At 61.6% G+C, this 26,208-nt stretch carries 26 protein-coding genes and 1 pseudogene; 14 read left to right on the top strand and 13 right to left on the bottom strand.

The window, feature by feature from the left end; genetic code table 11:
- Positions 1–3: 3 nt before the first annotated feature.
- The 6 genes from GQ59_RS23125 (at position 4) to GQ59_RS23100 (ending at position 5,359) form a co-directional block, all read left to right on the top strand.
- Positions 4–684 (top strand): GntR family transcriptional regulator, encoded by a 681-nt coding sequence (locus tag GQ59_RS23125; protein WP_037085671.1) that lies wholly within the window; start codon positions 4–6, stop codon positions 682–684.
- Positions 685–733: 49 nt separating this feature from the next.
- A complete protein-coding gene (locus tag GQ59_RS23120; protein WP_037085668.1) occupies positions 734–2,065 on the top strand; it encodes an ABC transporter substrate-binding protein in 1,332 nt (443 codons plus the stop codon).
- Positions 2,065–3,000, top strand: coding sequence for a carbohydrate ABC transporter permease (locus GQ59_RS23115; RefSeq protein WP_037085665.1), 936 nt, complete (start codon positions 2,065–2,067; stop codon positions 2,998–3,000). The genes GQ59_RS23120 and GQ59_RS23115 overlap by 1 nt, the downstream gene beginning before the upstream one ends.
- Before the next feature lie 29 nt (positions 3,001–3,029).
- On the top strand, positions 3,030–3,851 hold the full coding sequence (locus tag GQ59_RS23110) for a carbohydrate ABC transporter permease (protein ID WP_037085834.1): 822 nt from the start codon (positions 3,030–3,032) through the stop codon (positions 3,849–3,851).
- Between the two features lie 27 nt (positions 3,852–3,878).
- Entirely contained in the window at positions 3,879–4,937 is a 1,059-nt protein-coding gene (locus GQ59_RS23105; protein ID WP_037085662.1) for an ABC transporter ATP-binding protein, read from the top strand.
- Between the two features lie 146 nt (positions 4,938–5,083).
- Positions 5,084–5,359, top strand: a complete 276-nt coding sequence (locus GQ59_RS23100) for a DUF6522 family protein (protein ID WP_037085659.1) — start codon at positions 5,084–5,086, stop codon at positions 5,357–5,359.
- 42 nt (positions 5,360–5,401) lie between these two features.
- On the opposite strand, the gene hemN is transcribed toward GQ59_RS23100, so the two are convergent.
- The 12 genes and pseudogenes from hemN to GQ59_RS23040 all read right to left on the bottom strand — a co-directional run bounded on the left by hemN (position 5,402) and on the right by GQ59_RS23040 (position 17,503).
- Entirely contained in the window at positions 5,402–6,754 is a 1,353-nt protein-coding gene (gene hemN, locus GQ59_RS23095) for an oxygen-independent coproporphyrinogen III oxidase (RefSeq protein WP_037085657.1), read from the bottom strand.
- Between the two features lie 353 nt (positions 6,755–7,107).
- The gene (locus GQ59_RS23090) at positions 7,108–8,724 is read right to left on the bottom strand and encodes a copper resistance CopC/CopD family protein (RefSeq protein ID WP_037085654.1); all 1,617 of its coding nucleotides are present in this window, start codon (positions 8,722–8,724) and stop codon (positions 7,108–7,110) included.
- Positions 8,725–8,755: 31 nt separating this feature from the next.
- Positions 8,756–9,283 carry a YcnI family copper-binding membrane protein gene (locus GQ59_RS23085; RefSeq protein ID WP_037085649.1) on the bottom strand — a complete coding sequence of 176 codons (528 nt, stop codon included), beginning with the start codon at positions 9,281–9,283 and terminating at the stop codon, positions 8,756–8,758.
- A 250-nt stretch (positions 9,284–9,533) separates the two neighbouring features.
- Positions 9,534–9,920, bottom strand: a complete 387-nt coding sequence (locus tag GQ59_RS23080) for a hypothetical protein (protein WP_152564432.1) — start codon at positions 9,918–9,920, stop codon at positions 9,534–9,536.
- Positions 9,921–10,143: 223 nt separating this feature from the next.
- Complete coding sequence (locus GQ59_RS23075; protein WP_037085643.1) at positions 10,144–10,989, bottom strand: metal ABC transporter permease; 846 nt, start codon at positions 10,987–10,989, stop codon at positions 10,144–10,146.
- Positions 10,986–11,846 (bottom strand): metal ABC transporter permease, encoded by an 861-nt coding sequence (locus GQ59_RS23070; protein ID WP_037085640.1) that lies wholly within the window; start codon positions 11,844–11,846, stop codon positions 10,986–10,988. The genes GQ59_RS23075 and GQ59_RS23070 overlap by 4 nt, the downstream gene beginning before the upstream one ends.
- Positions 11,843–12,742 carry a manganese/iron ABC transporter ATP-binding protein gene (locus tag GQ59_RS23065; protein ID WP_037085637.1) on the bottom strand — a complete coding sequence of 300 codons (900 nt, stop codon included), beginning with the start codon at positions 12,740–12,742 and terminating at the stop codon, positions 11,843–11,845. Before GQ59_RS23065 ends, GQ59_RS23070 begins: the two co-directional genes overlap by 4 nt.
- A 69-nt stretch (positions 12,743–12,811) precedes the next feature.
- Entirely contained in the window at positions 12,812–13,726 is a 915-nt protein-coding gene (locus GQ59_RS23060; RefSeq protein WP_037085634.1) for a metal ABC transporter substrate-binding protein, read from the bottom strand.
- A 286-nt stretch (positions 13,727–14,012) separates the two neighbouring features.
- Positions 14,013–14,805: pseudogene (locus GQ59_RS23055) on the bottom strand (3-methyl-2-oxobutanoate hydroxymethyltransferase).
- 25 nt (positions 14,806–14,830) lie between these two features.
- Positions 14,831–16,051, bottom strand: coding sequence for an NAD(P)/FAD-dependent oxidoreductase (locus tag GQ59_RS23050; protein ID WP_244448031.1), 1,221 nt, complete (start codon positions 16,049–16,051; stop codon positions 14,831–14,833).
- A gap of 1 nt (position 16,052) precedes the next feature.
- Entirely contained in the window at positions 16,053–16,367 is a 315-nt protein-coding gene (locus GQ59_RS23045; RefSeq protein WP_037085628.1) for a MocE family 2Fe-2S type ferredoxin, read from the bottom strand.
- Positions 16,368–16,411: 44 nt separating this feature from the next.
- On the bottom strand, positions 16,412–17,503 hold the full coding sequence (locus GQ59_RS23040) for a fatty acid desaturase family protein (RefSeq protein WP_037085625.1): 1,092 nt from the start codon (positions 17,501–17,503) through the stop codon (positions 16,412–16,414).
- Between the two features lie 172 nt (positions 17,504–17,675).
- On the opposite strand from GQ59_RS23040, the gene GQ59_RS23035 reads away from it, so the two are divergent.
- The 8 genes from GQ59_RS23035 to GQ59_RS23005 all read left to right on the top strand — a co-directional run bounded on the left by GQ59_RS23035 (position 17,676) and on the right by GQ59_RS23005 (position 24,930).
- Entirely contained in the window at positions 17,676–18,707 is a 1,032-nt protein-coding gene (locus GQ59_RS23035) for a LacI family DNA-binding transcriptional regulator (RefSeq protein WP_037085622.1), read from the top strand.
- A 156-nt stretch (positions 18,708–18,863) separates the two neighbouring features.
- Complete coding sequence (locus GQ59_RS23030; protein ID WP_037085619.1) at positions 18,864–19,676, top strand: TIM barrel protein; 813 nt, start codon at positions 18,864–18,866, stop codon at positions 19,674–19,676.
- Between the two features lie 113 nt (positions 19,677–19,789).
- Positions 19,790–20,713 carry a sugar ABC transporter substrate-binding protein gene (locus GQ59_RS23025; RefSeq protein ID WP_037085616.1) on the top strand — a complete coding sequence of 308 codons (924 nt, stop codon included), beginning with the start codon at positions 19,790–19,792 and terminating at the stop codon, positions 20,711–20,713.
- A gap of 63 nt (positions 20,714–20,776) precedes the next feature.
- Positions 20,777–22,330: a sugar ABC transporter ATP-binding protein gene (locus tag GQ59_RS23020; protein WP_037085613.1), complete on the top strand. Its 1,554-nt coding sequence runs from the start codon at positions 20,777–20,779 to the stop codon at positions 22,328–22,330.
- A gap of 21 nt (positions 22,331–22,351) precedes the next feature.
- Entirely contained in the window at positions 22,352–23,434 is a 1,083-nt protein-coding gene (locus GQ59_RS23015; protein ID WP_084683265.1) for an ABC transporter permease, read from the top strand.
- Between the two features lie 114 nt (positions 23,435–23,548).
- Complete coding sequence (gene purU / locus GQ59_RS23010; protein WP_037085607.1) at positions 23,549–24,433, top strand: formyltetrahydrofolate deformylase; 885 nt, start codon at positions 23,549–23,551, stop codon at positions 24,431–24,433.
- Between the two features lie 2 nt (positions 24,434–24,435).
- Positions 24,436–24,564 carry a hypothetical protein gene (locus GQ59_RS33350; protein ID WP_280114062.1) on the top strand — a complete coding sequence of 43 codons (129 nt, stop codon included), beginning with the start codon at positions 24,436–24,438 and terminating at the stop codon, positions 24,562–24,564.
- Between the two features lie 60 nt (positions 24,565–24,624).
- Entirely contained in the window at positions 24,625–24,930 is a 306-nt protein-coding gene (locus GQ59_RS23005; RefSeq protein ID WP_037085604.1) for a hypothetical protein, read from the top strand.
- A gap of 96 nt (positions 24,931–25,026) precedes the next feature.
- Here the strand turns inward: GQ59_RS23005 and GQ59_RS23000 are convergent, their stop codons facing one another.
- Positions 25,027–26,160 carry an alpha/beta hydrolase gene (locus tag GQ59_RS23000; RefSeq protein WP_037085831.1) on the bottom strand — a complete coding sequence of 378 codons (1,134 nt, stop codon included), beginning with the start codon at positions 26,158–26,160 and terminating at the stop codon, positions 25,027–25,029.
- Positions 26,161–26,208 lie beyond the last annotated feature (48 nt).

The raw sequence follows: 26,208 nt of genomic DNA, 5'->3' as shown, positions 1-26,208 counted from the left end.
ACCATGGATCAGGCGCCCCCAACGGAAAGTCCGGTCGAGGAGCCGTCTACGCTGAGGGAGAAGGCTTACGAGAGCTTCACGCGCCATCTTCTGGCGCGTGACGTTCGCCCGGGCCAGTTCGTCTCGCAGCGTCGGCTGGTGGAATTGACGGGCCTGACGCTGGGCGCCATCCGTGAACTCGTGCCGAGGCTCGAGGCCGAGGGGCTGATCAAGACCGTACCGCAACGCGGGCTGCAGATCGCCCATATCGACCTCAACCTCATCCGTGAAGCCTTCCAGCTTCGCGTCTTCCTGGAAAAGGAAGCCGTTGCGCTTTTCACCCGTTCGGCCTCCGATCAGGCGGTCGCCAGGCTTTTGAAGGAGCATCGCGAGATCGTCCAGGCTATCCAGGACGGCAATGACAGCCGCGAGCTGGAGCTCCATGCGCAGGCGGTCGACTGGGGCATGCACGACGCCTTCATCGATGCGCTCGGCAACACGATCATTTCGAACGTCTACCGGGTGAATTCCATCAAGATGCGGCTGATCAAGCAGGAGCGGTTCCGCATCGACGGCCGGGTCGGCCCCGTCATGAACGAGCATCTGAAAGTGCTCGAAGCGATCGAGCGGCGCTCCGTGGAGGAAGCGGTCGCGGCACTCGTCGCCCATATCAATCACGCGAGGGATCGCGCGATCAGACTTTAGAAAAAGAGCCGGAGACAAGGGTATCCGGCGCATAGGAGGAGGAAATAGCATGTCATCTTCGTTCTGGAAGCCCACCCGCCGCAGCTTCCTGGCCGGCTCGGCCGCGCTCGGCGCCGCCGGACTGGTCGGTTCGCGCCCGGCATCGGCCGCCGTCGACTGGAAGCGCTTTGCCGGCACCACGCTGGAAGTGAACCTCGTCAAAAGCCCGCGCGGCGACACCGTCATCAAGTATCTGGCCGAGTTCGAGGCACTGACCGGTATCAAGGTCAATGCCGAAGCGACCCCCGAACAGCAGCAGCGCCAGAAGGCGACGATCGAGCTCTCGTCCGGCAAGCCGAGCTTCGACGTCATCCACCTCAGCTACCACGTCCAGAAGCGCCAGTTCGAAAAGGGCGGTTGGCTTGCCGATATCAGCGGCTTCCTGAAAGATCCGACGCTCACCGACCCGTCGCTGACCGAAAGCGATTTCGCCGAAGCCGGCCTCACTTTTGCCAAGGACAAGGACGGCAAGCTGCGCTCCCTGCCCTTCTCGGTCGACTACTGGATCGTCTACTGGAACAAGGAGCTCTTCGAGAAGAAGGGCCTCGCCTACCCCAAGACCTTCGACGAGATGGCGGCGGCAGCCGAAGCGCTGACCGACAAGAGCACCAATACCTACGGTTTCGTCGCCCGCGGCCTGAAGAACGCCAACGTTCCGGTCTGGACGACGCTCATGCTCGGTTATGGCGCGACGCCCCTCGGTCCGGATGGCAAGCTGCGCACGACCTCCGACGAGGCCGTCGAAGCCGCCAAGCTTTACCAGCGCCTGATGACCAAATCGGCACCGGCCGGCATTTCCGGCTTCAACTGGGCGGAATCCCAGTCGGCCTTCCTGCAGGGCAAGGTCGGCATGTGGCTGGACGGCGTCGGATTTGCTCCGCCGCTCGAAGACCCGCAGAAGTCGCGCGTCGTCGGCAAGGTCGGTTACGGCGTCATGCCGAAGGGACCGAAGGCGCAGGCAGCCGCCACGACCGGCGACGGCATCGGCGTCACCGCGGGGAGCCAGAAGAAGGAAGCGGCCTATCTGTTCTGCCAGTGGGTCATCTCGAAGGAGATGGGGGCACGCCTGCTGCAGGCCGGTGCCGGCGTTCCCTTCCGCCAGTCGATCCTCGCCGATGCGGAAGTCCGCAAGGGTGTCACCATGCCGAGCGCATGGGTTGATGCGGTTGCCGCTTCCGGCAAGGTGTCGCAGCTTGCGCTGCCGGTCATCATCCCGGTCACGGAATTCCGCGACATCTACGGCGTCGGCCTGACCAACATGATCGGCGGTGCCGACCCGGCGACGGAACTCAAGACGGCAACGGCACAGTTCGAACCGGTGCTTGCCAAGAGCGAGGGATAATGGCCTCCGTGAGCATCGAAACAGCACGGACGGAAACCGCCAACAAGAGGAGCAAGCCAAATAGGCTTGCTCCCAACTACTGGCCTTTCGTCGTTCCCGCCCTCATCGTTATCGGCGCGGTCATCGTCTTCCCGTGGGTGTTCACCCTCTGGATGAGCGTGAACAGCTGGACGCTGGGACAGGAGCAGACCTTTGCCGGGCTGGACAACTACATCCGGCTGGCGACCGATTTCCGCTTCTGGGAATCGCTCTGGCACACGCTGATCTTTACCGTGCTCGCGGTCGTGGCGCCGCTGTTTCTCGGCACGCTCGCAGCACTCATCTTCGATGCTCAATTTCCGCTGAGAGGCTTCCTGCGCGGCGTCTTCGTCATGCCGATGATGGCGACCCCGGTCGCCATCGCACTCGTCTGGACCATGATGTTCCATCCGCAGCTCGGCGTGCTCAACTATCTCCTGTCGCTGGTCGGCATCGGCCCGCAGGAATGGATCTACAACCGTTACAGCGTCATCCCCTCGCTGGTCCTCGTCGAAACCTGGCAATGGACGCCGCTGATCATGCTGATCGTGCTCGGCGGCCTCGCCTCGCTCCCGCGCGAGCCCTACGAAAGCGCGGAGATCGACGGCGCCAACGCCTGGCAGAAATTCCGCTACCTGACGCTTCCGATGATCGCACCTTTCCTGATGATCGGCGTCATCATCCGCGCGATCGACGCGATCAAGAGCTTCGACATCATCTACGCGATGACGCAAGGCGGGCCCGGCACGGCGTCCGAGACGATCAACATCTACCTCTACAACACCGCCTTCTCATACTACGACATCGGCTACGGCTCGGCGATGGCGGTCGTCTTCTTCGTGATCATCGTCGCGCTCTCCCTCGTGCTGATGATGGTCCGCGCACGGACGAACTGGTCGGACATGGAGACGCGCTGATGGAACGCCCTCTCACCAAACGCCCCCTCATAAGACGCAGGACCCTCGATCGCATCGGCCTGTTGTTCGCGGCCCTCGTCATGGTGTCGCCGGTCGTGCTGTTCTTCCTCTGGATGATCTCGCTGTCGCTCAAATACGAGATCGACAACGGCGCCTATCCGCCGATCCTCATTCCGGAAAACTTCGCCTGGTCGAACTATGTGCAGGTGTTCCGCGAGAACAATTTCTTCCTGTATTTCTGGAACTCCGTGCTGGTGACGGGGGCCGCGACGCTGCTGGCGCTCATCATCGGCGTGCCGGCGGGCTACGGCATCGCACGGCTGAAGGCGGAGAAGGCGGCGATCGTCATCATGATCGCCCGCATGACGCCCGGCCTTTCCTTCCTCATTCCGCTCTTCCTGCTGTTCCAGTGGCTGAACCTGCTCGGCACGCTCTGGCCGCAGATCATCATCCATCTCGTCGTCACCGTGCCGATCGTCGTGTGGATCATGATCGGTTATTTCGAGACGACGCCGATGGAACTCGAGGAGGCCGCCAGCATCGACGGCGCGACGCCCTGGCAGGTGTTCCGCCTCGTGGCGCTGCCGATCGCCAAGCCCGGCATCGTGGTTGCCTTCATCCTGGCGCTCATCTTCTCCTGGAACAACTTCGTCTTCGGCATCGTGCTTGCAAGCCGCACCACGCGAACGCTGCCGGTCGCCGTCTACAACATGCTTTCCTTCGAACAGGTCAGCTGGGGGCCGCTGGCAGCGGCCGCACTGATCGTCACCCTCCCCGTGCTGGTACTCACCCTGTTCGCCCAGAAGCAGATCGTCGCAGGCCTGACGGCCGGCGCGGTCAAGGGCGGCTGAGCGGGCTCACAAACAGGATCGAACTTCATGGCAACCGTCACTCTCCAGAACATCCAGAAGCGCTTCGGCGCGGTCAACGTCATCGAGAACCTGAGCGTCGATATCGCCGATGGCGAATTCGTCGTCCTCGTCGGCCCTTCGGGCTGCGGCAAGTCCACCCTGCTGCGCATGGTCGCCGGTCTCGAAGAGGTCAGCGGCGGCGAGATCCGCATCGGCGCACGCGAAGTCAGCAATCTGCCGGCCCGCGACCGCGACATCGCCATGGTGTTCCAGAACTACGCGCTCTATCCGCATATGACGGTGGAGGACAATATGGGCTTCGCGCTGAAGCTCAAGCGGGCGAACCCCGCCGATACCGCCGAGCGGGTCAAGAAGGCGGCCGCCATCCTTGGCCTGGAAAACCTGCTTGAACGCTACCCCCGCCAGCTTTCCGGCGGCCAGCGCCAGCGCGTCGCCATGGGCCGGGCGATCGTCCGCAATCCTCAGGTGTTTCTTTTCGACGAACCTCTCTCAAACCTCGACGCCAAGCTGCGGGTGGTAATGCGCGGCGAGATCAAGGCCATGCACCAGCGCATCGGCACGACGACCATCTACGTGACGCATGACCAGATCGAGGCCATGACCATGGCCGACAAGATCGTTGTCCTGCATGACGGCAATATCGAGCAGGTCGGCGCCCCGCTGGAACTCTACGACCGGCCGGCCAATCTCTTCGTTGCTGGCTTCATCGGTTCCCCGGCCATGAACTTTTTGAACGGCAAGATCGAGGAAGGCGTTTTCCGCACCGAAAAGGGGCTGATCCTGCCGCTTCCGGCCGAGGTCTCGCCGGCCAAGGCGGGCGGCCGCCCGCTCGTCTACGGCATCAGGCCGGAGCACATCCGCGCCAGCGACCAGGGTATCCAGGGCCGCGCGACCATCGTCGAAGGCACCGGCTCGGAAATCTTTGCCAAGCTCGATTGCGGTGGCGAGCAGCTCTCCTGCCTTTTCCGCGAGCGCATCGATGTCAGGTTCGGCGACACAGTCGGCATTTCGATCGACGCGAAACAGGTTCACCTCTTCGACAAAACAACGGGCCACAGGCTCTGAATAAGGCCGGCTCGCCATGGCGACCGGCACACTTGCGACGAAATCGTTGTCGGCCAGACCTTTCCATGACTTCGATCAGTGTCGTAGAACGTAAAAAGCGTTGAACAGCGAACCTCGCCTCAACATCATCGACCTGAGGAAGAGCGATGCATATCGAACGCGACCCGAACGGCGACTTTATCCTGGAGTCCGGCGAGATCGCCGGCCGGTTCGGGCTGTCTCGCGACGAATTCCGGCAGAGGATCCGCCAGGGTCTCGTGACGAGCACCGTGGAGCGTGGCGAAGCTGAGGACATCGGCACGTCCCGCCTGAGCGTTCGTCTCGGAAACCGCCTGTGGCGCGCCGTCCTGAACAATGAAGGCGAGGTTCAAAACGAAGCCGTGACCTTCGTTCGTGGCAGAGGTCGACCTAACGGATCATGACGCCGATACGGCCCATGCGGCGATCGAACGAGCTGAATGCCCCTATGCCGCCTTGCTGAAGGACCTGCCGCTCTTGTTCAGATAGGCATCGAACGCGGAGGCTGCGGCTCTGACGATGAACCGGTGATCCTCCGAGACGCGGATATTCCCGCCCTGACGCTCGATCAGCCCGTCCCGTTCAAGCTCATCCAGCCGATCATTGCCCCGCAACAGAAGGTCGGCATCGAAGCCGTGCGCCGCCGCAAGTGCGGCGACATCCACCGCGAAGTCGCACATCAGCCTTTCGATCACCTCGCCGCGCAGACGGTCTTCCAGTGTGAGGCGATAGCCCTTGGCGACCGGCAGTTCGCCTTTCGAAACCCGCGTCGCATAGAGGCCGGGCGGAACCTCGTTCTGGATATATCCCTGCGGCAACCGGCCGATCGAGGAGGCACCGAGCCCGATCAGCGCCTCGCAGGCATCCGTCGTGTACCCTTGGAAATTCCGGTGCAGCCGGCCTTCGGCCTGCGCAAGCGAGAGCTCGTCACCGGGCAGCGCGAAATGATCGAGGCCGATCCTGACATAGCCCGCCGCCACCAGGGCGTCTGATATCGCGGATGCCTGAAGCGCGCGCTCCCGTGCGTCGGGAAGCGCCGCCTCGTCGATGAGACGCTGGTGTTTCTTGAAGCTCGGGACATGCGCGTAACCGAAGACGGCAAGACGGTCCGGCCGCATGCTGACGGCCGCTTCGACCGTCTCGACGCAGGATTCGACGGTCTGAAACGGCAGCCCGTAGATCAGGTCGAAGTTGATCGCGTTGATGTCGTTATGGCGAAGATGCTCCACCGCATCCATCGTCGTCTCGACGCTCTGGACGCGGTTGATCGCCTTCTGGACCGTCGGGTCGAAGCTCTGGACGCCTAGGCTCGCGCGGGTGACGCCCGACTCCCCGAGCGCCATCGCCATCTCTCGGGTCAAGGTGCGCGGATCGATTTCGACCGCCGCATTGACCACCTTTGCAAAACCGAGACGGTTGCGAAACGCATCCATCAGCGCGATGAATTCATCCGGCTTGATGATCGTCGGCGTGCCGCCGCCGAAATGGATTTCCCCGAGGCTGAAGCTGTCGGCTCGAGCGGATGCCAGAAGCTCGATCTCCCGGTGCAAGATCTCGATATAGTCGAGAATGGGCCTGTCGCGCTCGGTGATCGTCGTGTGACAGCCGCAATACCAGCACATCGACCGACAGAAGGGAATGTGGATATAGAGCGAGGTCGGTTGTCCTTCGGGCAGCCGCTTGAGCCAGACCGGATAGTCGAGGGCGTCGAAATCCGAGCTGAAGTTCGGAGCCGTCGGATAGCTCGTGTAGCGCGGCAACCGCGCATCGCCATATTTCTCGATTATCGCCGCGGACATATGGGCTCCTTTCCAGTTTTCATCGGAAAGCATCTATCTGCCCCGCGGCCGCCTCTCTTTGTGCGAAATCAACGACAGCGTCCTCTTTCTGCAAAATATTTGTCCCGACGCAACTTTCCCCGGATGCGCCGTTGCTAAATCAGGAGGGCGGCAGGGACGGCCAGGCCGCGGCTGGCCAAGCGCCGGGCTTTTCCGGAATTTACGAGCCTGATCTATTCACTGTCCGGCGCCGCATGGCTTGCCGGTTTCGGCCTCTTTGTCCTCGAATGCTGACCAGCGTGCGGCGGCAGGTGGAAGAGTAAGAACTGGCTTACAGATGCTCAGCCCTGGAGAAACATCCGGCCGGCGCTTGGTCACGGTGCGATTTCGATCTCGCCTTCCATCCTGGTGATTTCAAAATCGCTGATGATCACGTCAAGGCGCAGCCGCCACCGCCCGGGAACAGGAAGCACGATATCGGGCACCGCCCAGCCGTCCTTACCTTTCTCGGCCTTCCGCCTGATCGGCTCGATCTCCGCCCCCGGGTTCGACAGCACAACCGTCACCTCCTGCGGATCGAGCGGCGACCGGTCGCTTTTGGCGATGGCCGCGGATATCGCGACCTCCCCTACCCTGTCCGGCGTGATCTTAACCTCAGCCACTGCCTTACTGGTCTCCAAGTGAACCACGGCAGTCTTCTGGACGTCGGCGATCAAGGTGCGTGGGGGCGGCGTGAAGCGCCACGTCGCAGCCACCGCGAAGACGAGGAGCAGGATGACGGTCTCCGCAGCGATCGAACGAACGAGCTGGCGGATCGCTGCAGGCTCTCCCTTCTTCGAACCGGAGGTGAGTTTCCACCGGTTGACGGCTGCCAGGGCAAACAGCAGGACGAGCAGCCCGAGCTTGACGAGGAATACGATCCCATACGCCGTCGTCACCAGTCCAGCTGGAGTGCGGACCTGAACGACGGCGAGCACGCCGCCCGCCAGGGCAAGGACCAGGACGGCCCATGGTATGAAGACCGAGAAGCGGTGCAATGCCGCGCCGGCCGCTTCTTTGTCTTTTCCGAACTCGGCCAGGAGCGGCAGCAGCGCGCCGGCCCAGACAGCTATGGCCGCAACATGCAGGAAAACGGCCGGGCGCATCAGCCATTGCGGGTCTGCCGCACTCGCATGACCGCTGAGGCTAAGGGCAAATGCCGCCGTGACGAGGGCTGATATGGAGATCCAGCGGGCGTCCCTGCCCCGGCCGCTTGCCAGAGCAAGCCCCGCAAGCGCCAGCGCCGCGATCGCAAAAATGACCGTCGGCCCGAAGCTCGTGGTCATTCCCGCCTTCCAGACAGCCGGTGCAAAGAGCCGCGAAATGGGCTCGCCAACCGTATCGAGACCCTGGAAGCCGGCCGAAAGCAGCGCACCCACGAAGCCGACGCCAAGGGTGACTGCGGTCTGCCTCAGTGCCTTCCCGGAACCGTCCGCGAACCAGTGAATGGCAAACACCCCGCCGACGCCCAGGAAGAGACCGATATAGAGCGCTATCTTGCCGGCCCAGAGACCGGCGCGGACTGGCCAGTCGATATCCGCAGCAGCGCCCCGAGCGTTGGCATTCGGCTGTCCGATCGAGAAGACGACCGAGCCGCCGATCGGGTGGCCATCTTCTGAAACGACCCGCCAGGAGAGAAGATAGCTCCCGTCCAAAAGGTCGTCCGGCGGGGTAATCTCGACCGTACTGTCCTTCAGGACGAAGTTTTTGAGATTGACTGAACTGCGGTCCGGCCGCGTGAGCCTGAGGCTGGTCGGCGAAACGGGCTCGCTGAACATCAGGGTGATCACGCGCGGGGCAACGGACACGACCGAGCCATCGCGCGGCTCGGTCGTGTTGAGGGACGCATGGGCGTATGCCGCCGCCGTCATGACCGACCACAGCAGGATCGCGGACACGAACCGCTGCAGAGTGCCGGTCAGTGAAAGTGCCTTGTAGCAAAGCGGCGTCATCGGCCTTCATGCTCCGGAGTGGATGGATCGCTTAGTTGCCAGCCTTCTGAAGAAGCTTGACGCCGGGGGCTGGGAGTTCGAGATCCGAAGCCTTCTGGCCTGCGGCCGGCAATTCGATCCAGCGTTCCTTGAGGCCTTCCGGGCATTCCTGGATCACCGGGAAATAGAGCATGTCGCCGGCTTTCAGGTCCGCGGCAATCGTGCCCCGCAGCACGAACTCGTCATACTCGTCGTCGCCGAGGCTGCCGCCGCTCCAGACCACTTCCTTGACCCCTTCGGTGACGGGAGAGCCGTGATTGTCGTAGGCCTTGGCATAGGCGCCCTTGACCTTGTCGAGCGTCCATCCGGCCTTAGGCTGCGGCTTCACTCCGTAGAAGCCTTCCGGGATCTGGACGCGCACGGTGTTCGTCGGCTTGCCCTCGCAACCGTGCGGCACGCGCAGCACCGCCTTGTAGGTCGAGCCTAGAGGAGCTTCCTTTGCTTCCAGGGTGACATGCGCCAGAGCGGCGGTGCTGCCGACCACGAGGATGGCGGCGGTTGTCGTGATTTTCTTCAACATGTGAATCTCCATGCTTGGCCGCGCGTTGGACGGCCCGATTTTCAGGTGCCGAGCAGCCGTGAAGGCGCCGGTCCGGGTGGATTGATGGTTTGAAAAGGCGATCTGCCCTTGGCTCCGAGCCCGCTGGCCGCCGGGGCGCGATACACGGCTTATGCCGCGTCATTGCCGTTTGGCCGAAACGTTCACGAAACGGGGGGTGCCCGACCTGAAGCGCCTTGCGATCCTTCGGATTCGCCTGCGCGGCAAGCTTTCAGGCTGCCCGGGGCGGCGCGCGGGGGTTTCCGGGAGAGGTCTCGGGGCGTTCGAAGGGACCTGTATCCGCTTCGGCCGGAACCGGCGTGGCGGTGGCCTCCAGCCGGTTGCTCAGAAAATTGTCGGAAAACTGCGGCGCGAGCACCGGAGCGAGAACGCTGCATGCCTGGGTGCAGCACTCGGGCAGTTTTGGGCCGTCCTTGTGATCGGATTGGCCGCTGCCGCCCGCATGGGTAATGCAAAGCGGGTTTCCAAAATCATCGACGACAGGCCCCGCAACCGCTGAACCGAGAAGGACGGAGCCAAGCACCATCTGCACGACGAGCGCATAGGCCGCGATCGACGCGAACACAACACTCCAGGCAGGTGCTCTGCGGTTCTTCACGGTCCCTCATCAGTTGCGGTCGGCCGGCGATGTCCGACCTGAACGTCCGTTATTGGCACGGCACAGTCAGTTCTGTCTATGCGCCCTTCCGCCACAGCGCTCTTTGATGCGCGTCAACTCCGGCTTGCGTCGAGCGGCTGCGCCTACACATGGCCGACAAAGGCCGGATGATCAACTCAGGTTCGGCGTGGCCGCGGCCGGCGGAGGCGCTGTCTCCCTCTCGCTAGATCGTTTCGGTCGTCTCGACCCGGGCCGCCTTGCGCGTAGCGTGGATGAAGGCGAGCACGAAACCGATTGCCATCAGGAGCACGATGGTCGGGGCCGGGGCACTGTCGATGAAGAAGGACAGATAGACGCCGGCGAACGAACCGGCCACGGCAATGGCGATGGACAGGACCAGCATGGTGCTGAACTTGCGGGTCAGCAGGAAGGCGATGGCCCCCGGCGCGATCAGCATGGCGATCGAAAGGATGATGCCGACCGCCTGCAGGGCACCGACGATCGTCAGCGAGATGAGAGCGAGAAGACCGTAATGCAGGAAATTGACCCTCAGTCCCACGGCCCTTGCCTGCGCCGGATCGAAGGCGTGCAGCAGGAAGTCCTTCCATTTCACGCCGAGAATGCCGGCCGTGATCGCCGCGATGACGGCCGCCTCTGCGATGTCACGCCAGGAGACGCCGAGCATGTCGCCGAACAGGATATGATCGAGATGCACGTCGGACTGGATCTTCACATAAAGGACGAGGCCGAGCCCGAACATGCCGGCGAACACGATGCCCATCACCGTATCCTGCTTGATGCGGCTGTTGTCCTTCAGGAAACCGGTCGCGATGGCGCAGAACATGCCGGCTGCGAAAGCGCCGATCGCAAGAGGCATACCGACGATATAGGCGATCACCACGCCGGGAAACACGGCATGGCTGATCGCATCACCCATCAACGACCAGCCCTTCAAGACAAGGAAGCAGGACAGAAGAGCCATCGGCACGGCAATCAGCACCGAGATCAGCAGCGCATTGACCATGAAGCCGAACTGGAACGGTGAAAGAAGCGTATCGACAATGGTCATGACCCTGCCTCCAGTGCCTGGGCTGCCCGCCTGCGCGCCGCCAGGATCCCGTGCTTCGGCGCCAGCACGAATGCGATCAGGAAGATTGCCGTCTGCATCACCACGATAATGCCGCCGGTCGCCCCGTCGAGGAAATAACTCGCATAGGCGCCGACAAAGCTGGTGATCGACCCGATGATCACCGCCAGAACGAGGAGGCGCGGGAAACGGTCGGTCAGGAGGTAGGCGGTCGCCCCCGGCGTGACCACCATGCAGACGACCAGGAAGGCACCGACCGTCTGGAGCGCGGCGACCGTCGAAGCCGACAGCAGAGTGAAGAAGACGATCTTGAGCGCGGTCGGATTGAGGCCGATCGATCGGGCGTGGCTCTCGTCGAAGAAGGTGACCATCAGATCCTTCCATTTGACGAGCAGAACTGCCAGCGACACGAAGCCGATGATCGCGAGTTGCAGCGTGTCCTCGGGCGTGATGGCGAGGATGTTGCCGAGCACGATCGTCTGGATGTTCACCGCCATGGGCTTCAGGGAGATCATGAACAACCCCAGCCCGAAGAAGGAGGAGAAGATCAGGCCGATGATGGCATCTTCCTTCAGCTTGGTGCGCTGGTTGAGGAAAAGCATCGTGGCCGCAGCGAGCCCTCCGGAGAAAAAGGCGCCTATTGAAAACGGAAGTCCGAGCATATAGGCGCCTGCCACGCCGGGAACGATCGAATGCGAGAGCGCATCCCCGATCAGCGACCAGCCTTTCAGCATCAGGTAACAGGAAAGGAAGGCGCAGACGCCGCCGACAAGGGCCGAGACCCACATGGCATTCAGCATATAGCTGTAGGTGAAGGGTTCGATAAGAACGGCGATCATTCGCGGCCTCCGCCTTCCTCGTCCGATGCACGGTTGGTCGCCTTCCCGCCTCGAAGCACCAAGGGCCGCTCATCGTCGCTGAGCAGGCCGATCGACGTCGATCTTCCGTTCTGCGCGTCGTTGAGCACAAAATGACGCAGCACGCCGCCGAAGGTCTTTTCCAGGTTTTCCTGGGTAAAGGTCTCGACAGTCGGCCCATGGGCGAGCACCGTCCCCTTGATCAGGATGGTCCGGTCGCAGAATTCCGGCACCGAGCCCAGATTGTGCGTGGAGACCAGCATGACCCGGCCCTCGTCGCGCAACTCGCGAAGCAAGGTGATGATCTGGTCCTCCGTCTTGACGTCAACGCCGGTGAAGGGCTCATCGAGCATGATGACGCGACCGTCCTGCGCCAGTGCACGCGCCAGGAAAATCCGCTTCTTCTGCCCGCCCGACAACTCTCCGATCTGGCGCTTGCGGAATTCGCTCATGCTGACACGGGCTAGCGCCGTCGCCACGGCCTCGTGATCGGCGGCTTTTGGAATGCGCATCATGCCCATATGGCCGTAGCGGCCCATCATGACGACATCCTCGACCAGCACCGGAAAGTCCCAGTCGACGTCTTCCGACTGCGGCACATAGGCGACGAGGTTCTTGCGCAGCGCCTCCTTGACCGACATGCCGAGCACCCGGATGTCGCCTTTCGCCAGGCGCACAAAACCCATGATCGCCTTGAACAGCGTGGATTTGCCGGAACCGTTGACCCCCACCAGAGCGGTGATCGTTCCCTGCGGGATGCGGAAGCTCGCATCCCGCAGGGCCGTATGGCCGTTGCGGTAGGTTACGGTCGCGCCGTCGACCATGATTCCGTCAGACCCGGAAGGAGCATGGTTCGGCCAAGGGGGTTGAGCATTCATTGGAAACATCCTCTTGAAAACGACAAATGCAGCCCGCCCGCCGGGTCGCGAATGGGCGCACGACCAGAATCACTGCGAGACGACCAGGCCCTTGGCGATAGTATCCGAAGTTACCTTCAGCAGATCGAGATATGTCGGAACCGGGCCATCGGCCTCGCTCAGCGAATCCACGTAAAGAACGCCGCCGTATTTGGCGCCGGTTTCCCGCGCCACCTGTTCGGCTGGCTTCGACGAAATCGTACTCTCCGAGAAAACGACACCGATCCGGTTCTTCCGAACGGCGTCGATCACCTTGCGAACCTGCTGCGGTGTGCCCTGCTGGTCTGCATTGATCGGCCACAGATAAAACTCCTTCAAGCCGAAATCGCGGGCGAGATAGGAGAAGGCGCCTTCGCTCGTCACAAGCCACCGCTTGTCCTCCGGCACCTTGGCGAGTTCGGCCTTGATGGGATCTATGGCCGCCTTGATCTTCTGCTTGTAGGATTCCGCATTGGCCTTGTAGGTCGCGGCACTCTTCGGATCGTACTTCACGAAGGCATCGCGGATGTTGTCGACATAGATCAGCGCCGCGGTGGGAGACATCCAGGCATGCGGGTTGGGCTTGCCCACATACGGGCCTTCGGCGATGCCCATCGGCTCGACGCCTGTCGAGACCACGACGCCCGGCACGTCCTTCAAGTTCTGAAAGAACTTCTCGAACCAGAGCTCGAGATTGAGCCCGTTCCAGAAGACGAGCTTGGCGCCCTGCGCCCGCTGGATGTCGCCGGGTGTCGGCTGGTAGTTGTGTATTTCCGCGCCGGGCTTGGTAATGGATTCGACGACTGCGGCGTCGCCGGCGACGTTTTTCGCAATGTCGGCGATCACCGTGAAAGTCGTCACCGCCTTGAACTTGTCCTGAGCCGATGCCGGCATTGCCGTCAGAACGGCGGCGAACGCCGTCCCCACCATTCCGGTCAGGACCAGCCATCGTATCTTTTCAAGCATGCACGCCTCCTTTTGCGAATGGGACTTAATTGCAGTCAACGTTCGAAATGGCCTCGTCGCAGCTGGAGATTGTCTGCAACAACGATGGGCACTCTCGTTATATTCATATTCTGCAATTGCGAATTAATTGCAACAAGGATTCGCAACGGGAGGCAAAATGATTGCAGCCTTGCCTTCCCTTGTTGTTAGGGCGACGGCAAAACCATCCATGGATATTCAAGGGGTCGCTCAACCCAGTCGATGCGGCCCGCACCGAGAAGGGTAAGGTTGGTCTCCTGTGGCCCGATCAACCGTCGATCATATTGCGGAAGCGGGCGAACTCCCCGCTCCCCACGCCGACATTGTGGGGCTCCGCCGGATAGGCTCCGCTCTCGACGTCCTGGCGGAATTCCCGGAAGGCTGCGATGCGCTCGTGCTGCAGGCGGTCGAATTCAGCGTTGAAGTTGCGATAGGTCTTCGCGTGTCGAGGCACGTGCCCGCGGTTCTGTCCGAGCACGTCATCGGCAAAGAGATATTGCGCGTCGCAACCGGCGCCCGCCCCCATCGAGATCATGAAAAGAGACTTACGGGCGCTGATCAACGAGGCAATTTCGGCGGGAACCACCTCGATTTCGGCGGCGAAGGCACCAGCCTCCTCGAGGGCCTTGACGGCATTCCAGATCGCCATCGCGCTGTCGGCCGTCTTGCCGACCGCCTTGAAGCCACCGGTCCAGGTTGCCTTCGAGGGAATGAGACCGACATGGCTGCAGACGGGTATGCCCTCGTCCCTGAGCCCTCGGATGATCCGGAGGCTGGCCGCGCAATAGACGGCGTCGCCACCGGCCCGCATCGCCTTGAAGGCGCCGTAGATATTCCTCCGTCGTGACGAAGTCGCCATATTCGAGCCCCGGCACCGCAAACACACCTGGCGCCGCCTCCCGGAACGCAGGTCCGAGGAGCGCCGGCGGCACGGAAACCATTTCAATCCCGGCCTTCTCGGCGGCTTCCGCCTCTTCGAGCGTGACGACACGAAGCATGCTGAGTGGGCGCTTGCCCTTGAGCGCCAGGATATCGGCAACGGTGGGACGGTTGGATTTCATTGGTGCATCCTTTGGCGTCACGGGCTCACAGAAGGGATTTCAGTTTGACGGAGGGGTCGGCGAGTGCCGCTCGATCGGGACACGTGCCCCTGGCGATCAGCATCTCGGCCAGTCGAATGTCGCGGGCAACGGCACCGCCTCGGCCAAGTCCGCTGGCTGCCAGCAATCGCCCATCCGCATCCAGGTGAAACAGGATCTCGGCTTCCGGGGACAGCGTCCGGCCGACGGTCGATGTTGCGCCGTCGGACAGGCCGGCTACCTGCAGCGTCAGGTCGTATTGGTCCGACCAGAACCAGGGCACCGCATCGAAGGGTGCGGCCTCGCCCAGCATGTTGGCCGCCGCGACGCTGCCCTGTTCCTGCGCGTTGCGCCAGGACTCGAGCCTGACGCGCCGGCCGCCATAGGCGGCGACGGGAAAGGAGCAGCAGTCGCCGGCGGCAAAGATGTGCGGATCGCTGGTCGCCAGATGGCGATCGACGGCGATGCCGTTGTCGATCGCAAGCCCCGCTTCTGCGGCAAGACGGGTGTTGGGCTCAGCACCGATCCCGACCACAAGCGCATCGGCCTTGATCTGGCGACCATCGGCGAACCCGATGGCAACGCCGCTCTCGCCATCGGCGATGGTCTCGATCCCCACGCCGCAGAGGAGTTCCACGCCTTCTGCCACATGCCGCGCCTGCAAGGCGAGCGCCAGCTTTTCGGGAACGCCACGCATCAACACGCGCGGTTGCGCCTCGAACAAGGTGATGGCCGTGCCGAGTTTCCGGCCCATCGCGGCCAGTTCGAGCCCGATGAAGCCACCGCCGAGAATGGCCAGGCGGCCATCCTCCCGCATCTGGCGGCGAATGGCGGATGCGTCCTCGACGGTCCGCAGCACATGGATGCGATCACTTGTGGCAATGCCTGGAAACTGGCGCGGCGCGGCGCCGGTTGCGAGCAGCAGCCGTTCGTAGGACAGCGTTTCGCCGGCTTCCAGTAGCAGCGCATGGCGTGCCGGGTCGAGCGAGATGGCCCGCTGCCCTCGCAGAAAGGTGATCCCCGCCTCGGCAAAACGTTCGTTTGCGACGATCGCCCGGACCGTCTCTGCTTCCTCGCCCGCCTTCGACAAGGGCGGACGCTCGTAGGGGAGATGCGGCTCGTCGCCGATCAGCGTCACGGTTCCCTGGTAACCCCGCTCCCGCAGGGCAAAGGCCGCGCGCACGCCCGCTTCGCCGGCGCCGACGATCACCATGCCTCTATCACCCATATCAGCCGACCTGGATGAAGACGCGGCCACCATCGACCTTGACCGCATATGTCTTGAGGTTGACGCAGACGGGGGCGCCCTTGGCTTGGCCGGTCTTGTAGTTGAAGCGGCCGTTGTGCTTCGGACATTCGATGATGTCGTCCATCACCAGACCATCGGCCAGATGGACATTCTCGTGCGTGCAATGTCCGTCGGTCGCGTGGAAACTGTCTTCCGGGCTGCGATAGACGGCGTAGCTCTTGCCGTCGTGATCGAAGCGGATGACATCCTCTTCATCGATCTCGTCCTTGTCGCAGACGTCGATCCAGATGCTCATCGGGTTCTCCTCCCCATAATGGCTTGTTTTGTCAGACGCCGGCGTCACTCCGCCGCCGGCGCCATGGCGTCATTGTGGAAGTCTTCGCGATAGGGCTTTGCCGTCGGCGGCAACTCGCGCTTCAGGAAGTAATCCTCGTTCCGGAGCTGGCGCAGGAAGGCCGGGATCATCTCGCGATAACCGTCGAGGATCGACGGGTTGGGTACCGGCAGATCGTCCTTGATCATCGCGTGCAGCTTCGGCAGCGCGTGATAGGGCACCATCGGGAACATGTGATGCTCCACGTGATAGTTCATGTTCCAGTAGATGAAGCGGCTGATCGGGTTCATGTAGACCGTGCGACTGTTTAGCCGGTGGTCGATGACGTTGTCGGCAAGGCCGCCATGCTGCAACAGGCCGGTCATGACATGGTGCCAGGCTCCATAAAGGCGCGGCATGCCGATCAGCATCAGAGGCAGGATCGAATTCAGGCCGACCGCGAGCGCGACGGTCGCCACATAGATCGCAAGCCAGATGCGCGCGACGCGGATCGCCTTCGGCTGCTCCGTCTCGGGAATGATGACCTTCTCTTCGGCGCTGATGACGCCAAACGCGTTGCGGACCATGTCGATCACCGCATGCCAGGCATCCAGGAGGCCGAAAAAGTTGAGGACCAGCCGAACCAGATCCGGCGGGCGCATGACGGCGATTTCCGGATCCCGGCCGACAATGACCGTATCGGTGTGGTGCCGGGTATGGCTCCAGCGCCAGGTCACCGGATTGCGCATGATCATGAAACAGGCGATCTGGTAGACAAAGTTGTTCATCCACATCGTCTTGAACGCCGTGCCGTGACCGCATTCATGCCAGCGGCTGTCCGAGGCCGACCCGTAGAATACGCCATAGGCGAGGAAGAAAGGGATCGCCCAGAGGCTGCCCCAGAAATAGATGCCAAGCCCTGCAAACACGACCATGCAGCCGAGCCAGATCGCCGTATCCCGGAGGGCCGGCCCATCCTCCCGCTTCATCAACTCCTTCATCTGCTTGCGCGCAATCTCGGTATGGTACCACTGCGCCGCCGCGAGCCCATTGGCCACCGCCGCCTGCGCATCGCGCCCAAGCAGGCTGTAGTCGCGCTTAGCCGCTGTCCTCGCCATCGATCTCCTCCGTCAGTTTCGATGCGGTCGCCATCAAAGGCGCCGCACGGCATCTGAGCTTGAGGATTATCGTTGTTCTGGCAGATCACAATCCACGTATGATATATTCTATCAAAGTCTATCATTCTTGATTTATTCCATGATAGAAACGTTTCACCTGATGGAGGAGCAGATGGGATCAAGACCGACGATCGCGGACCTGGCCAAGGCTGCGGGAGTGAGCGTCGCTACCGTGGACCGCGTGTTGAACGGGCGGCACAAGGTGCGCGAGGACACGGCGCGGCGCGTCTATGAGGCAGCAAACGAGATTGGCTTCCATGCCGTCGGGTTGTTGCGGCAGCGAGTGTTCGAGGGGCTGCCGCAATACCGGTTGGGCTTCATCCTGCAGAAGCCCAACCATCATTTCTACCAGAGCTTCAAGCGGGAGCTGGAGATCGCCGTCCAGAATCATCCCGGCATTCGCGGCGTTGCGCAAATCGAATTCTGCGCCAACCAGACACCGAGCGAACTGGCCGACAAGCTGAGAGAGGTGGGCGCCAGGAATCAGGCGGTCGCCATGACATCCCCGGACTATCCGGCCCTGACGGTGGCAGTGGAAGAACTGAAGGCAAGGGGCATCCCGGTATTCTCAATCCTGTCCGATTTCGCCTCCGGCATCCGCGAGGGCTATGTCGGGCTCAACAACCGCAAGGCCGGCCGGACGGCAGCCTGGATGATCGCGAAGGCTGCGAAAAAACCCGGGAAGGTGGCCGTTTTCGTTGGCAGCCATCGCTTTCACGGTCACGAACTGCGCGAGATCGGCTTTCGGTCCTACTTCCGCGAACACGCTCCCGATTTCGAGGTTCTGGACACGCTGGTAAACCTGGAAACGGTCGAAATCACCCACGAGGCGACGCTGGATCTGCTGCACCGCCATCCGGATCTTGTGGGTTTCTATGTTGCCGGCGGCGGAATGGAAGGCGCCATCTCAGCCATCCGGGAAGAAAAGCTCGGCGGCAAGCATGTCATCGTCGTCAACGAGCTGACGCCAATTTCCCGCGCAGCGCTGGCCGATGACATCGTGACCATGGCGATCTCGACACCGCTTGCCAATCTGTGCCGTGAACTGGTCCAGCTAATGGTCGAGGCTGTGGATACCGGTCCCGCGACGGCGCCTGGCCAGACTTTCCTGCCGCTTGAAATTTACGTGCCGGAAAACATCTGAACTGAGATGACGAAAAACCATCATAGCAATCTGCAAATTCTTTCATAAATGAAATAGAATATTTCTATTTCTTCTTTGACCAATGCCACGAAACCTGATGACTTCGTGCAGCGGGACGGAGGAGGAAGCCGGCCGCGCCAAACTTCGGGAGAACTCATGGCCGCGCTTACCTTCGCGCTCAACCACATGGTTGCGCCACACATGCCGCTCGGCGCTTTTTTCGAGCTGGGCATATCGCTCCATGTTCGGCAATTCGAAATCCGCAACGATCTTGCGGATAATGCCATACTCGACGGGACTTCACCTGAGACGGTCCGCGACCTGGCAAAGGCGCACGGAACCGAAATCATTTCGATCAATGCCCTGCAGCGCTTCAACGAATGGACGCCGGAACGGGAAGCGGAAGCCAGGGAACTAGCCGCTTATGCCGCCGCCTGCGGCGCCAAGGCTCTGGTCCTCGTGCCCGTCAACGATGGAAGCGGCAGGCTGGAGGGAGAGCGTCAGGGAAATTTGCGCGTTGCGCTCAAGGCACTGAAACCTGTCCTGCAGGCCAATGACCTCATCGGCCTCGTGGAGCCGCTCGGTTTCCAGATCTGTTCGCTTCGTTCCAAGAAGGAAGCCGCGGAAGCGATCGCCGCGATCGATGGCAGCGAGAGCTTCAGGCTGGTTCATGATACTTTCCACCACGTGCTCGCTGGCGAGCCGGATATATTTCCGGATCTGACGGGGCTGGTCCACATTTCAGGCGTCGATGATCAGGAAGTCAGCATCGACGCCATGCGCGATCCGCATCGCGTGATGGTGACGGCCCGGGACCGGCTGGACAATGTCGGTCAGATCCGTGCGCTCGTCGAAGCTGGTTATTCCGGCCCGTTCTCGTTCGAACCGTTCGCGCCATCCGTTCACGCATCAAGCGATCCGCAAGCGATGATCCGCAAGAGCATGGAGCTAATCCGGGACAGACTTTGACGTCTTCGCCGATCCGGTGGGAGTGACCGGACCGGTTCGTGAGATTGCCTTCGGGGAGGAGGCGACCGGCTTTTTTGAGGTGTTCGCCGGGCACCGTTTCAGAGGAGGAAGAGATGAAGAAATTTTTGGCGGGTGCCGTGCTCGGCGTTCTGATGGCGTCGAGTGCTCATGCGGGCAATATTGGCGTGTCCATGGCCAATTCCGACACGTTCCTGACCGTTCTGCGCAAGGGTATCGAGAAGTCCGCGGCCGAAGCAAAACAGCCGGTCCAGATCGAGATCGCGGATGATGACGTTCAGAAGCAGCTTTCCCAGATCCAGAACTTCATCGCCTCGAAGGTCGATGCGATCATCGTCAATGCCGTCGACACCACGGCAACGGCGCCGATGACGAAGCTGGCGAACGATGCCGGCATCCCGATCGTCTATGTCAACCGGATGCCGGCAGACGTGGACAAGCTTGGCCCCAAGGGGGCATTCGTCGCCTCCGACGAAGTTCAGTCCGGCACGCTGCAGACCAAGGAAGTATGTCGCCTCCTGGGTGGCAAGGGCAATATCCTCGTCATGGTCGGCGATCTTGCCAACCAGGCTGCCGTCCAGCGCACGAAGGACATCCACGACGTGATCGCGACGCCGGACTGCAAGGGCATCAAGATCCTCGACCAGCAGACCGCCGTGTGGGATCCGGTCAAGGCTCAGGACCTGATGACCAACTGGATCGCGGCCGGTCACAAGCCGGCGGCTGTCATCGCCAACAACGATAACATGGCAATCGGCGCGATCAACGCCATGAAAGCTGCCGGTTGGAATATGAAGGATGTGGTCGTGGCAGGCATCGACGCCACCCAGGAAGCACTCGCCTACATGAAGGCGGGCAATCTGGATGTATCCGTATTCCAGGATGCCTTCGGTCAAGGCTCGGGTGCGGTCGCCGCTGCCATAAAGCTCGCCAAGGGCGAGAAAGTGGACGCCAAGGTCTGGATCCCGTTCCAGCTCGTGACGCCTGAAAACATGGCCCAGTTCACGACGAAGAATTGACCGTGGAAGGGCCGATCCGCTGCCTCGCGAGGCAGCGGATCACTCTCGTGGAGGAGGACCACCATGTCGGCTGAACGCATCATCAGTCCGCAGACCATGGAGGCCGTTCGCAGGAGCGGCGCTGTCCCGGGCAGCAAATATCTTCTGGAAGTCGAGGACGTGCGCAAGGAATTTCCAGGTGTCGTTGCTCTGGATAATGTGCAGCTGAAGCTGAAACGCGGGACGGTACATGCTCTCATGGGCGAGAACGGCGCGGGCAAGTCCACGCTGATGAAGATCCTGGCCGGCATCTACACGCCCGACAGCGGCTCATTCAAACTGCGTGGCGTCGACATCCGGCTCAAGAATCCGCTCGACGCGCTCCAGAACGGAATCGCGATGATCCATCAGGAACTGAATCTGATGGCGCCCATGACCGTGTCGGAAAACATCTGGATCGGCCGTGAGCCGCTCGGTCGTTTTGGTATCGTGGACCATGCCGAAATGAACCGTCGAACGGACGCGCTGTTTGAGCGCCTCGGGATCGAGATCGATCCGGAAATCAAGGTCGGCAAGCTCAGCGTGGCCAACCGCCAGATGGTCGAGATCGCCAAGGCCGTATCCTTCGATTCCGATGTCCTCATCATGGACGAACCGACATCGGCCCTCACCGAGAGGGAGGTGAACCACCTCTTCCGGATCATCCGCTCCCTTCGCGAGGAGGGAAAGGGCATCATCTACATCACGCACAAGATGAACGAACTCTTCGAGATCGCCGACGAGTTCTCCGTCTTTCGCGACGGCAAGTACGTTGCAACCTGCAATTCCTCGGAGGTGACCCGCGAAGACATCATCCGCATGATGGTCGGGCGCGAGATCACTCAGATGTTCCCAAAAGAACCGGCGCAGATCGGCGACGTCGTGCTGTCGGTAAAGGGGCTGACGTTGAACGGCGTCTTCCGCGACGTGTCCTTCGATCTCCGGGCAGGCGAGATCCTCGGATTTGCCGGCCTCGTCGGCTCGGGCCGGTCCAACGTCGCGGAAACAATCTTCGGCGTGACGCCTGCAAATTCCGGGACGATCGAGCTCTTCGGCAAGCAATTGACCATCTCCTCGCCCTCTGTAGCCATGGCGCATGGCATGGCGTTTCTGACGGAGGATCGAAAGGAGACCGGCTGTTTCCTGCTGCTCGACATACAGGAAAACGCGCAGATGGCGGTGCTTCAACAGCACTATGTGCAGCTCGGTTTCGTACGGCAGGACAAGCTGCGGAAGGCGGCCACCGACATGGCCAACCGCCTCAGGGTCCGCACGCCCGACATGCGGGAGCCGATCATCAACCTGTCAGGCGGCAACCAGCAGAAGGTGCTGATCTGTCGCTGGCTGATGACCGATCCGAAGATCCTGATCCTCGACGAACCCACACGCGGCATAGATGTCGGCGCCAAGGCCGAGATCCACCGGCTGATCTCGCAGCTCGCGGGCCAGGGTGTGGCGATCATCATGATCTCGTCGGAGATGCCCGAGGTGCTCGGCATGAGTGATCGCATCGTCGTGCTGCATGAGGGGCGGGTCACAGGCATCCTGGATAGGGCCGAAGCCGATCAAGTCAAGATAATGGAGCTGGCGTCGCGCTGACGACACAGCCGGGAGGATATCATGTCTGATGCCATCAACGAACTGGGGGAGACCTCCAAGACGGGCTTGAAGAAGGTTCGGCGACTTCCGCCGGAATTCTCGATCCTCGCCGTCCTGATCGGGATCGCCCTTATCTTCGAAGTGATCGGCTGGTACGTCGTGGGCGAAAGCTTTCTGGCGAACAAGCAGCGCCTGTCCATCATCGTCCTGCAGGTCGCCGTCACGGGGATCATCGCCGTCGGCGTAACGCAGGTCATCATCACCGGTGGTGTCGATCTCTCGTCCGGCTCCATGGTCGGGTTTATCGCCATGGTGGCCGCAAGCTTCGCCCAGACCTCGCTGAATGCCCGCGCCGTCTTCCTGCAACCCGAATACGCGGCTTTCGGCCTGGACTGGTTCATCGATTCAAGCCCGTTCTGGCCGCTTCTGGTCGGCGTGCTGCTCGGCGCATTCCTGGGTTTTCTGAACGGCCTTCTCATCGCCAAGACGGGCATTCCACCCTTCATTGCCACTCTTGGCATGATGGTTTCAGTTCGTGGCCTAGCCAAATGGTATACGGAAGGCCAGCCCGTCGCTTTGCTCAATGAAAACTTCGCCTGGCTCGGCCAGAGCTTCAATCTCTGGGGTTTTCCCGTCCCGCGAACGGTCATCGTCTTCTTCGTCGTGGCGATCATCTTCCACATTGCATTGTCCTATACCCGATACGGCAAGTTCACCTATGCCATCGGGGCCAACAGCCAGGCTGCACGCGTCTCGGGGATCGATATCGGCAAGCACCTGATCAAGGTCTATGCAGTCGCCGGCCTTCTCTCCGGTGTCGCCGGCGTTATGCTCGCTGCCCGCGCCCAGTCCGGCCAGCCGAACATGGGCGTTTCCTTCGAACTCGACGCCATCGCGGCGGCCGTCATCGGCGGCGCTTCGCTCTCCGGCGGCGTCGGCCGGATCACCGGGACGGTAATCGGTACGATTATTCTCGGTGTGGTGACCTCCGGCTTCACCTTCCTCAAGGTCGGCGCCTATTACCAGGAGATCGTCAAGGGCGCGATCATCGTCGCGGCAGTCGTCATTGACGTGCACCGCCAACGCAAGAAATCCCGCGCCTGAAAACCTCCTCAGGCGCCGAGGCGGTGCCGGTTCCGAACAACCTGCACCGCCTCCCCCTTATGCACCCGTCTTGCAATTGAGATGACGCCGTCACAGGCCATTCACGAGATGACCATGAAGACATACGTTTTGACCATTTCCTGTCAGTCGACCCGCGGCATCGTCGCTGCAGTCTCCGGCTATCTCGCCGAACAGGGCTGTAACATCGTGGATTCGTCCCAGTTCGACGACCTCGGCACCTGTCGGTTCTTCATGCGCGTCTCCTTCATCTCCGAGGAAGAGGCCAATGAAGCGACGCTCGCACAGGGCTTCCCCGCTATCGCCGAGCGTTTCGGCATGAACTGGAGCCTGCATGATGCCGCCAAGCGGGAGAAGGTCCTGCTGATGGTATCGCGCTTCGGCCATTGCCTGAACGACCTGCTCTATCGTTGGAAGATCGGCGCACTGCCGATCGAGATCGTCGGCGTCGTCTCCAACCACTTCGACTACCAGAAGGTCGTGGTCAATCACGATATCCCCTTCCATCATATTCCAGTGACCGAGGCCAACAAGCCTGAGGCCGAGGCGCGCATCATGGACCTCGTCAGACAGACCGGCACCGAACTCATCGTGCTGGCCCGCTACATGCAGATCCTGTCCGATCAGATGTGCCAGAAGATGTCCGGCCGGATCATCAACATCCACCATTCCTTCCTGCCGTCGTTCAAGGGAGCCAATCCCTACAAGCAGGCTTTCGAACGCGGCGTGAAGCTGATCGGCGCCACAGCCCATTACGTCACCGCCGATCTCGACGAAGGCCCGATCATCGAGCAGGACACGGTGCGCGTCACCCATGCGCAGTCTCCGGAAGACTATGTCTCTCTCGGCCGCGACGTCGAAAGCCAGGTGCTGGCGCGCGCCATCCACGCCCATATCCATCACCGCACCTTCATCAACGGACATCGCACCGTCGTTTTCCCGGCAAGCCCGGGTTCCTATGCCTCCGAGCGCATGGGGTAAACATGACCATTGTCATCGAGGAAAAGGCCACCGCTGCTACCGTGATCGAAACGGAAACCTCGGCAGTCACGAAGCTTATGGCTTCCGGCGAACCCGCGTCGATCGACGGAGGATGGTTCTGCAAAGTTTGAGTTGACCGTTTTCGATGGCGAGACGACAGTTGCACCTGCAGCAAGGCAGGAGGAAAAACGATGGACGAGACAGATCGCTGGCGCCATATGGCAAGCGCACCGAAGGATGGTAGTCGGATCCTGGTCACCATCCGGCCATCCGAACAGGGGCCGGCAGAAGTTGATCTCGCGTACTGGTCGAATGGCGATCAATTCGGTGGAGAAGGCTGGCGCGCTTCTGATTCCTCGCCCGGCCACATCATCGAATATGCCGAGCCGGAATTGAAGTGTTGGATGCCGTTGCCCTCGGCCAGCCTCAATCGTCTGTCGCTGCCCTCACCCTGGGAAGGCCGCGACACACAGCAATTCGACGGGTCAGGGATTTAGGAAATCCCGCCGAATGACAACCTCATCTCGAAGGTGGCATGCGATGCGGACCTAGTCCCGTCGGCTGGCGACTTCTTGATTTGCTCCGGCGACGGGTCAATGCCCCACAATTTTCCCGGCCAGCCTGAAAGGACTTGCCGCAGCCGCGCCCGCCGCATCGAAGACCAACACTCCAACGTCTCCGCTGCTGCGCGCACGCGCTTCCGCCTTGACAAGCTCGCCACCAAACCGGGCAAGCGCGGCATAGCGATCATGACCAAGGCCGTCGGATGAACTGAGGGACGATATGTCGATGACGCTGACACGAGCGGCCTTTATTTCACTGCGAACCACGGGATCATCGATATCAATGCGGCCGACGCGCGGACGCTCGCCGCCAAGGATGCTGGACACCGCCAGAGCTCGGTCGGTTTTTGACACGAGCAATGTGATCGGGTTCCGCAGCATGCCGATGTCACGCAACTGGGACCTGAACACGTCGACGTCTATGTCCGGCGCGGCGAGAATGACCTGCAGCTTGCCGACGACGTCGTCACGCCCCTGAAGCTTCAGCTGCCTTGCCGCCTCCATGGACAAGAAACCGCCCATGCTATGCCCGAACAGCACGACGCGCTTGATCTTCGGAGTTTCGGCCAGCGCCTTCAAGACGTTTTCGAGTTCACTTCTGGAATAGAGAGCTGCGTCTCGGTCGGTGACATACCCGGCCACGCTTGCCGCAGAAGGCCAGGAAAACAGGATCGGCGGGCTGAGCGTGTCGGCGTCGGCTGCCATCTGCGCAGCCCTGAACAGCGCCTCCTGATAGTTGGTGTTGTAGCCGTGGACGAAGACCGCCACGGTCCCGTCGAAGTTGACCGAACGGGTCGCGTCGTCGATCCAGGCCTTGCGTGTCAGTTGATCCCGCCCGGTGACGACGAACTGGCGGCGCGGATCCGGCCTTTCCGAGGGATAGATGATGGCGCTTCCCTTGCGATCGCCGGGAATTGAGAAGGCGTACCGTTCGTAGGTCAGGTCGCTGGCCCACTGACTTCCAAAACCGCCGTCTTCCTTGACCCTGTTGCGGTTGGTGACAGAAAGCAGGGTAACCTTCTCGCTTTCGACCTGCTGGATCGCGGCGGGCTGAAGCACCTCGGCTGATGGGCGGGAGGCGCATCCGGCCAGGCTGACCATGACGGCAAGAACGACAAGGCTGCAGCGTGCCCTGCAAGCGTAGATCGAGAGGAAGAAGTGCATCGATGCGCCCTGAATCTGGAGAAGGAAGGGCGCTCGCAAGCGCCCTTT

This window comes from Neorhizobium vignae (assembly GCF_000732195.1).
Classification (GTDB): domain Bacteria; phylum Pseudomonadota; class Alphaproteobacteria; order Rhizobiales; family Rhizobiaceae; genus Neorhizobium; species Neorhizobium vignae.
Note: the sequence above shows the minus strand (reverse complement) of the source record. Positions and strands in the feature narration are given on the sequence as shown.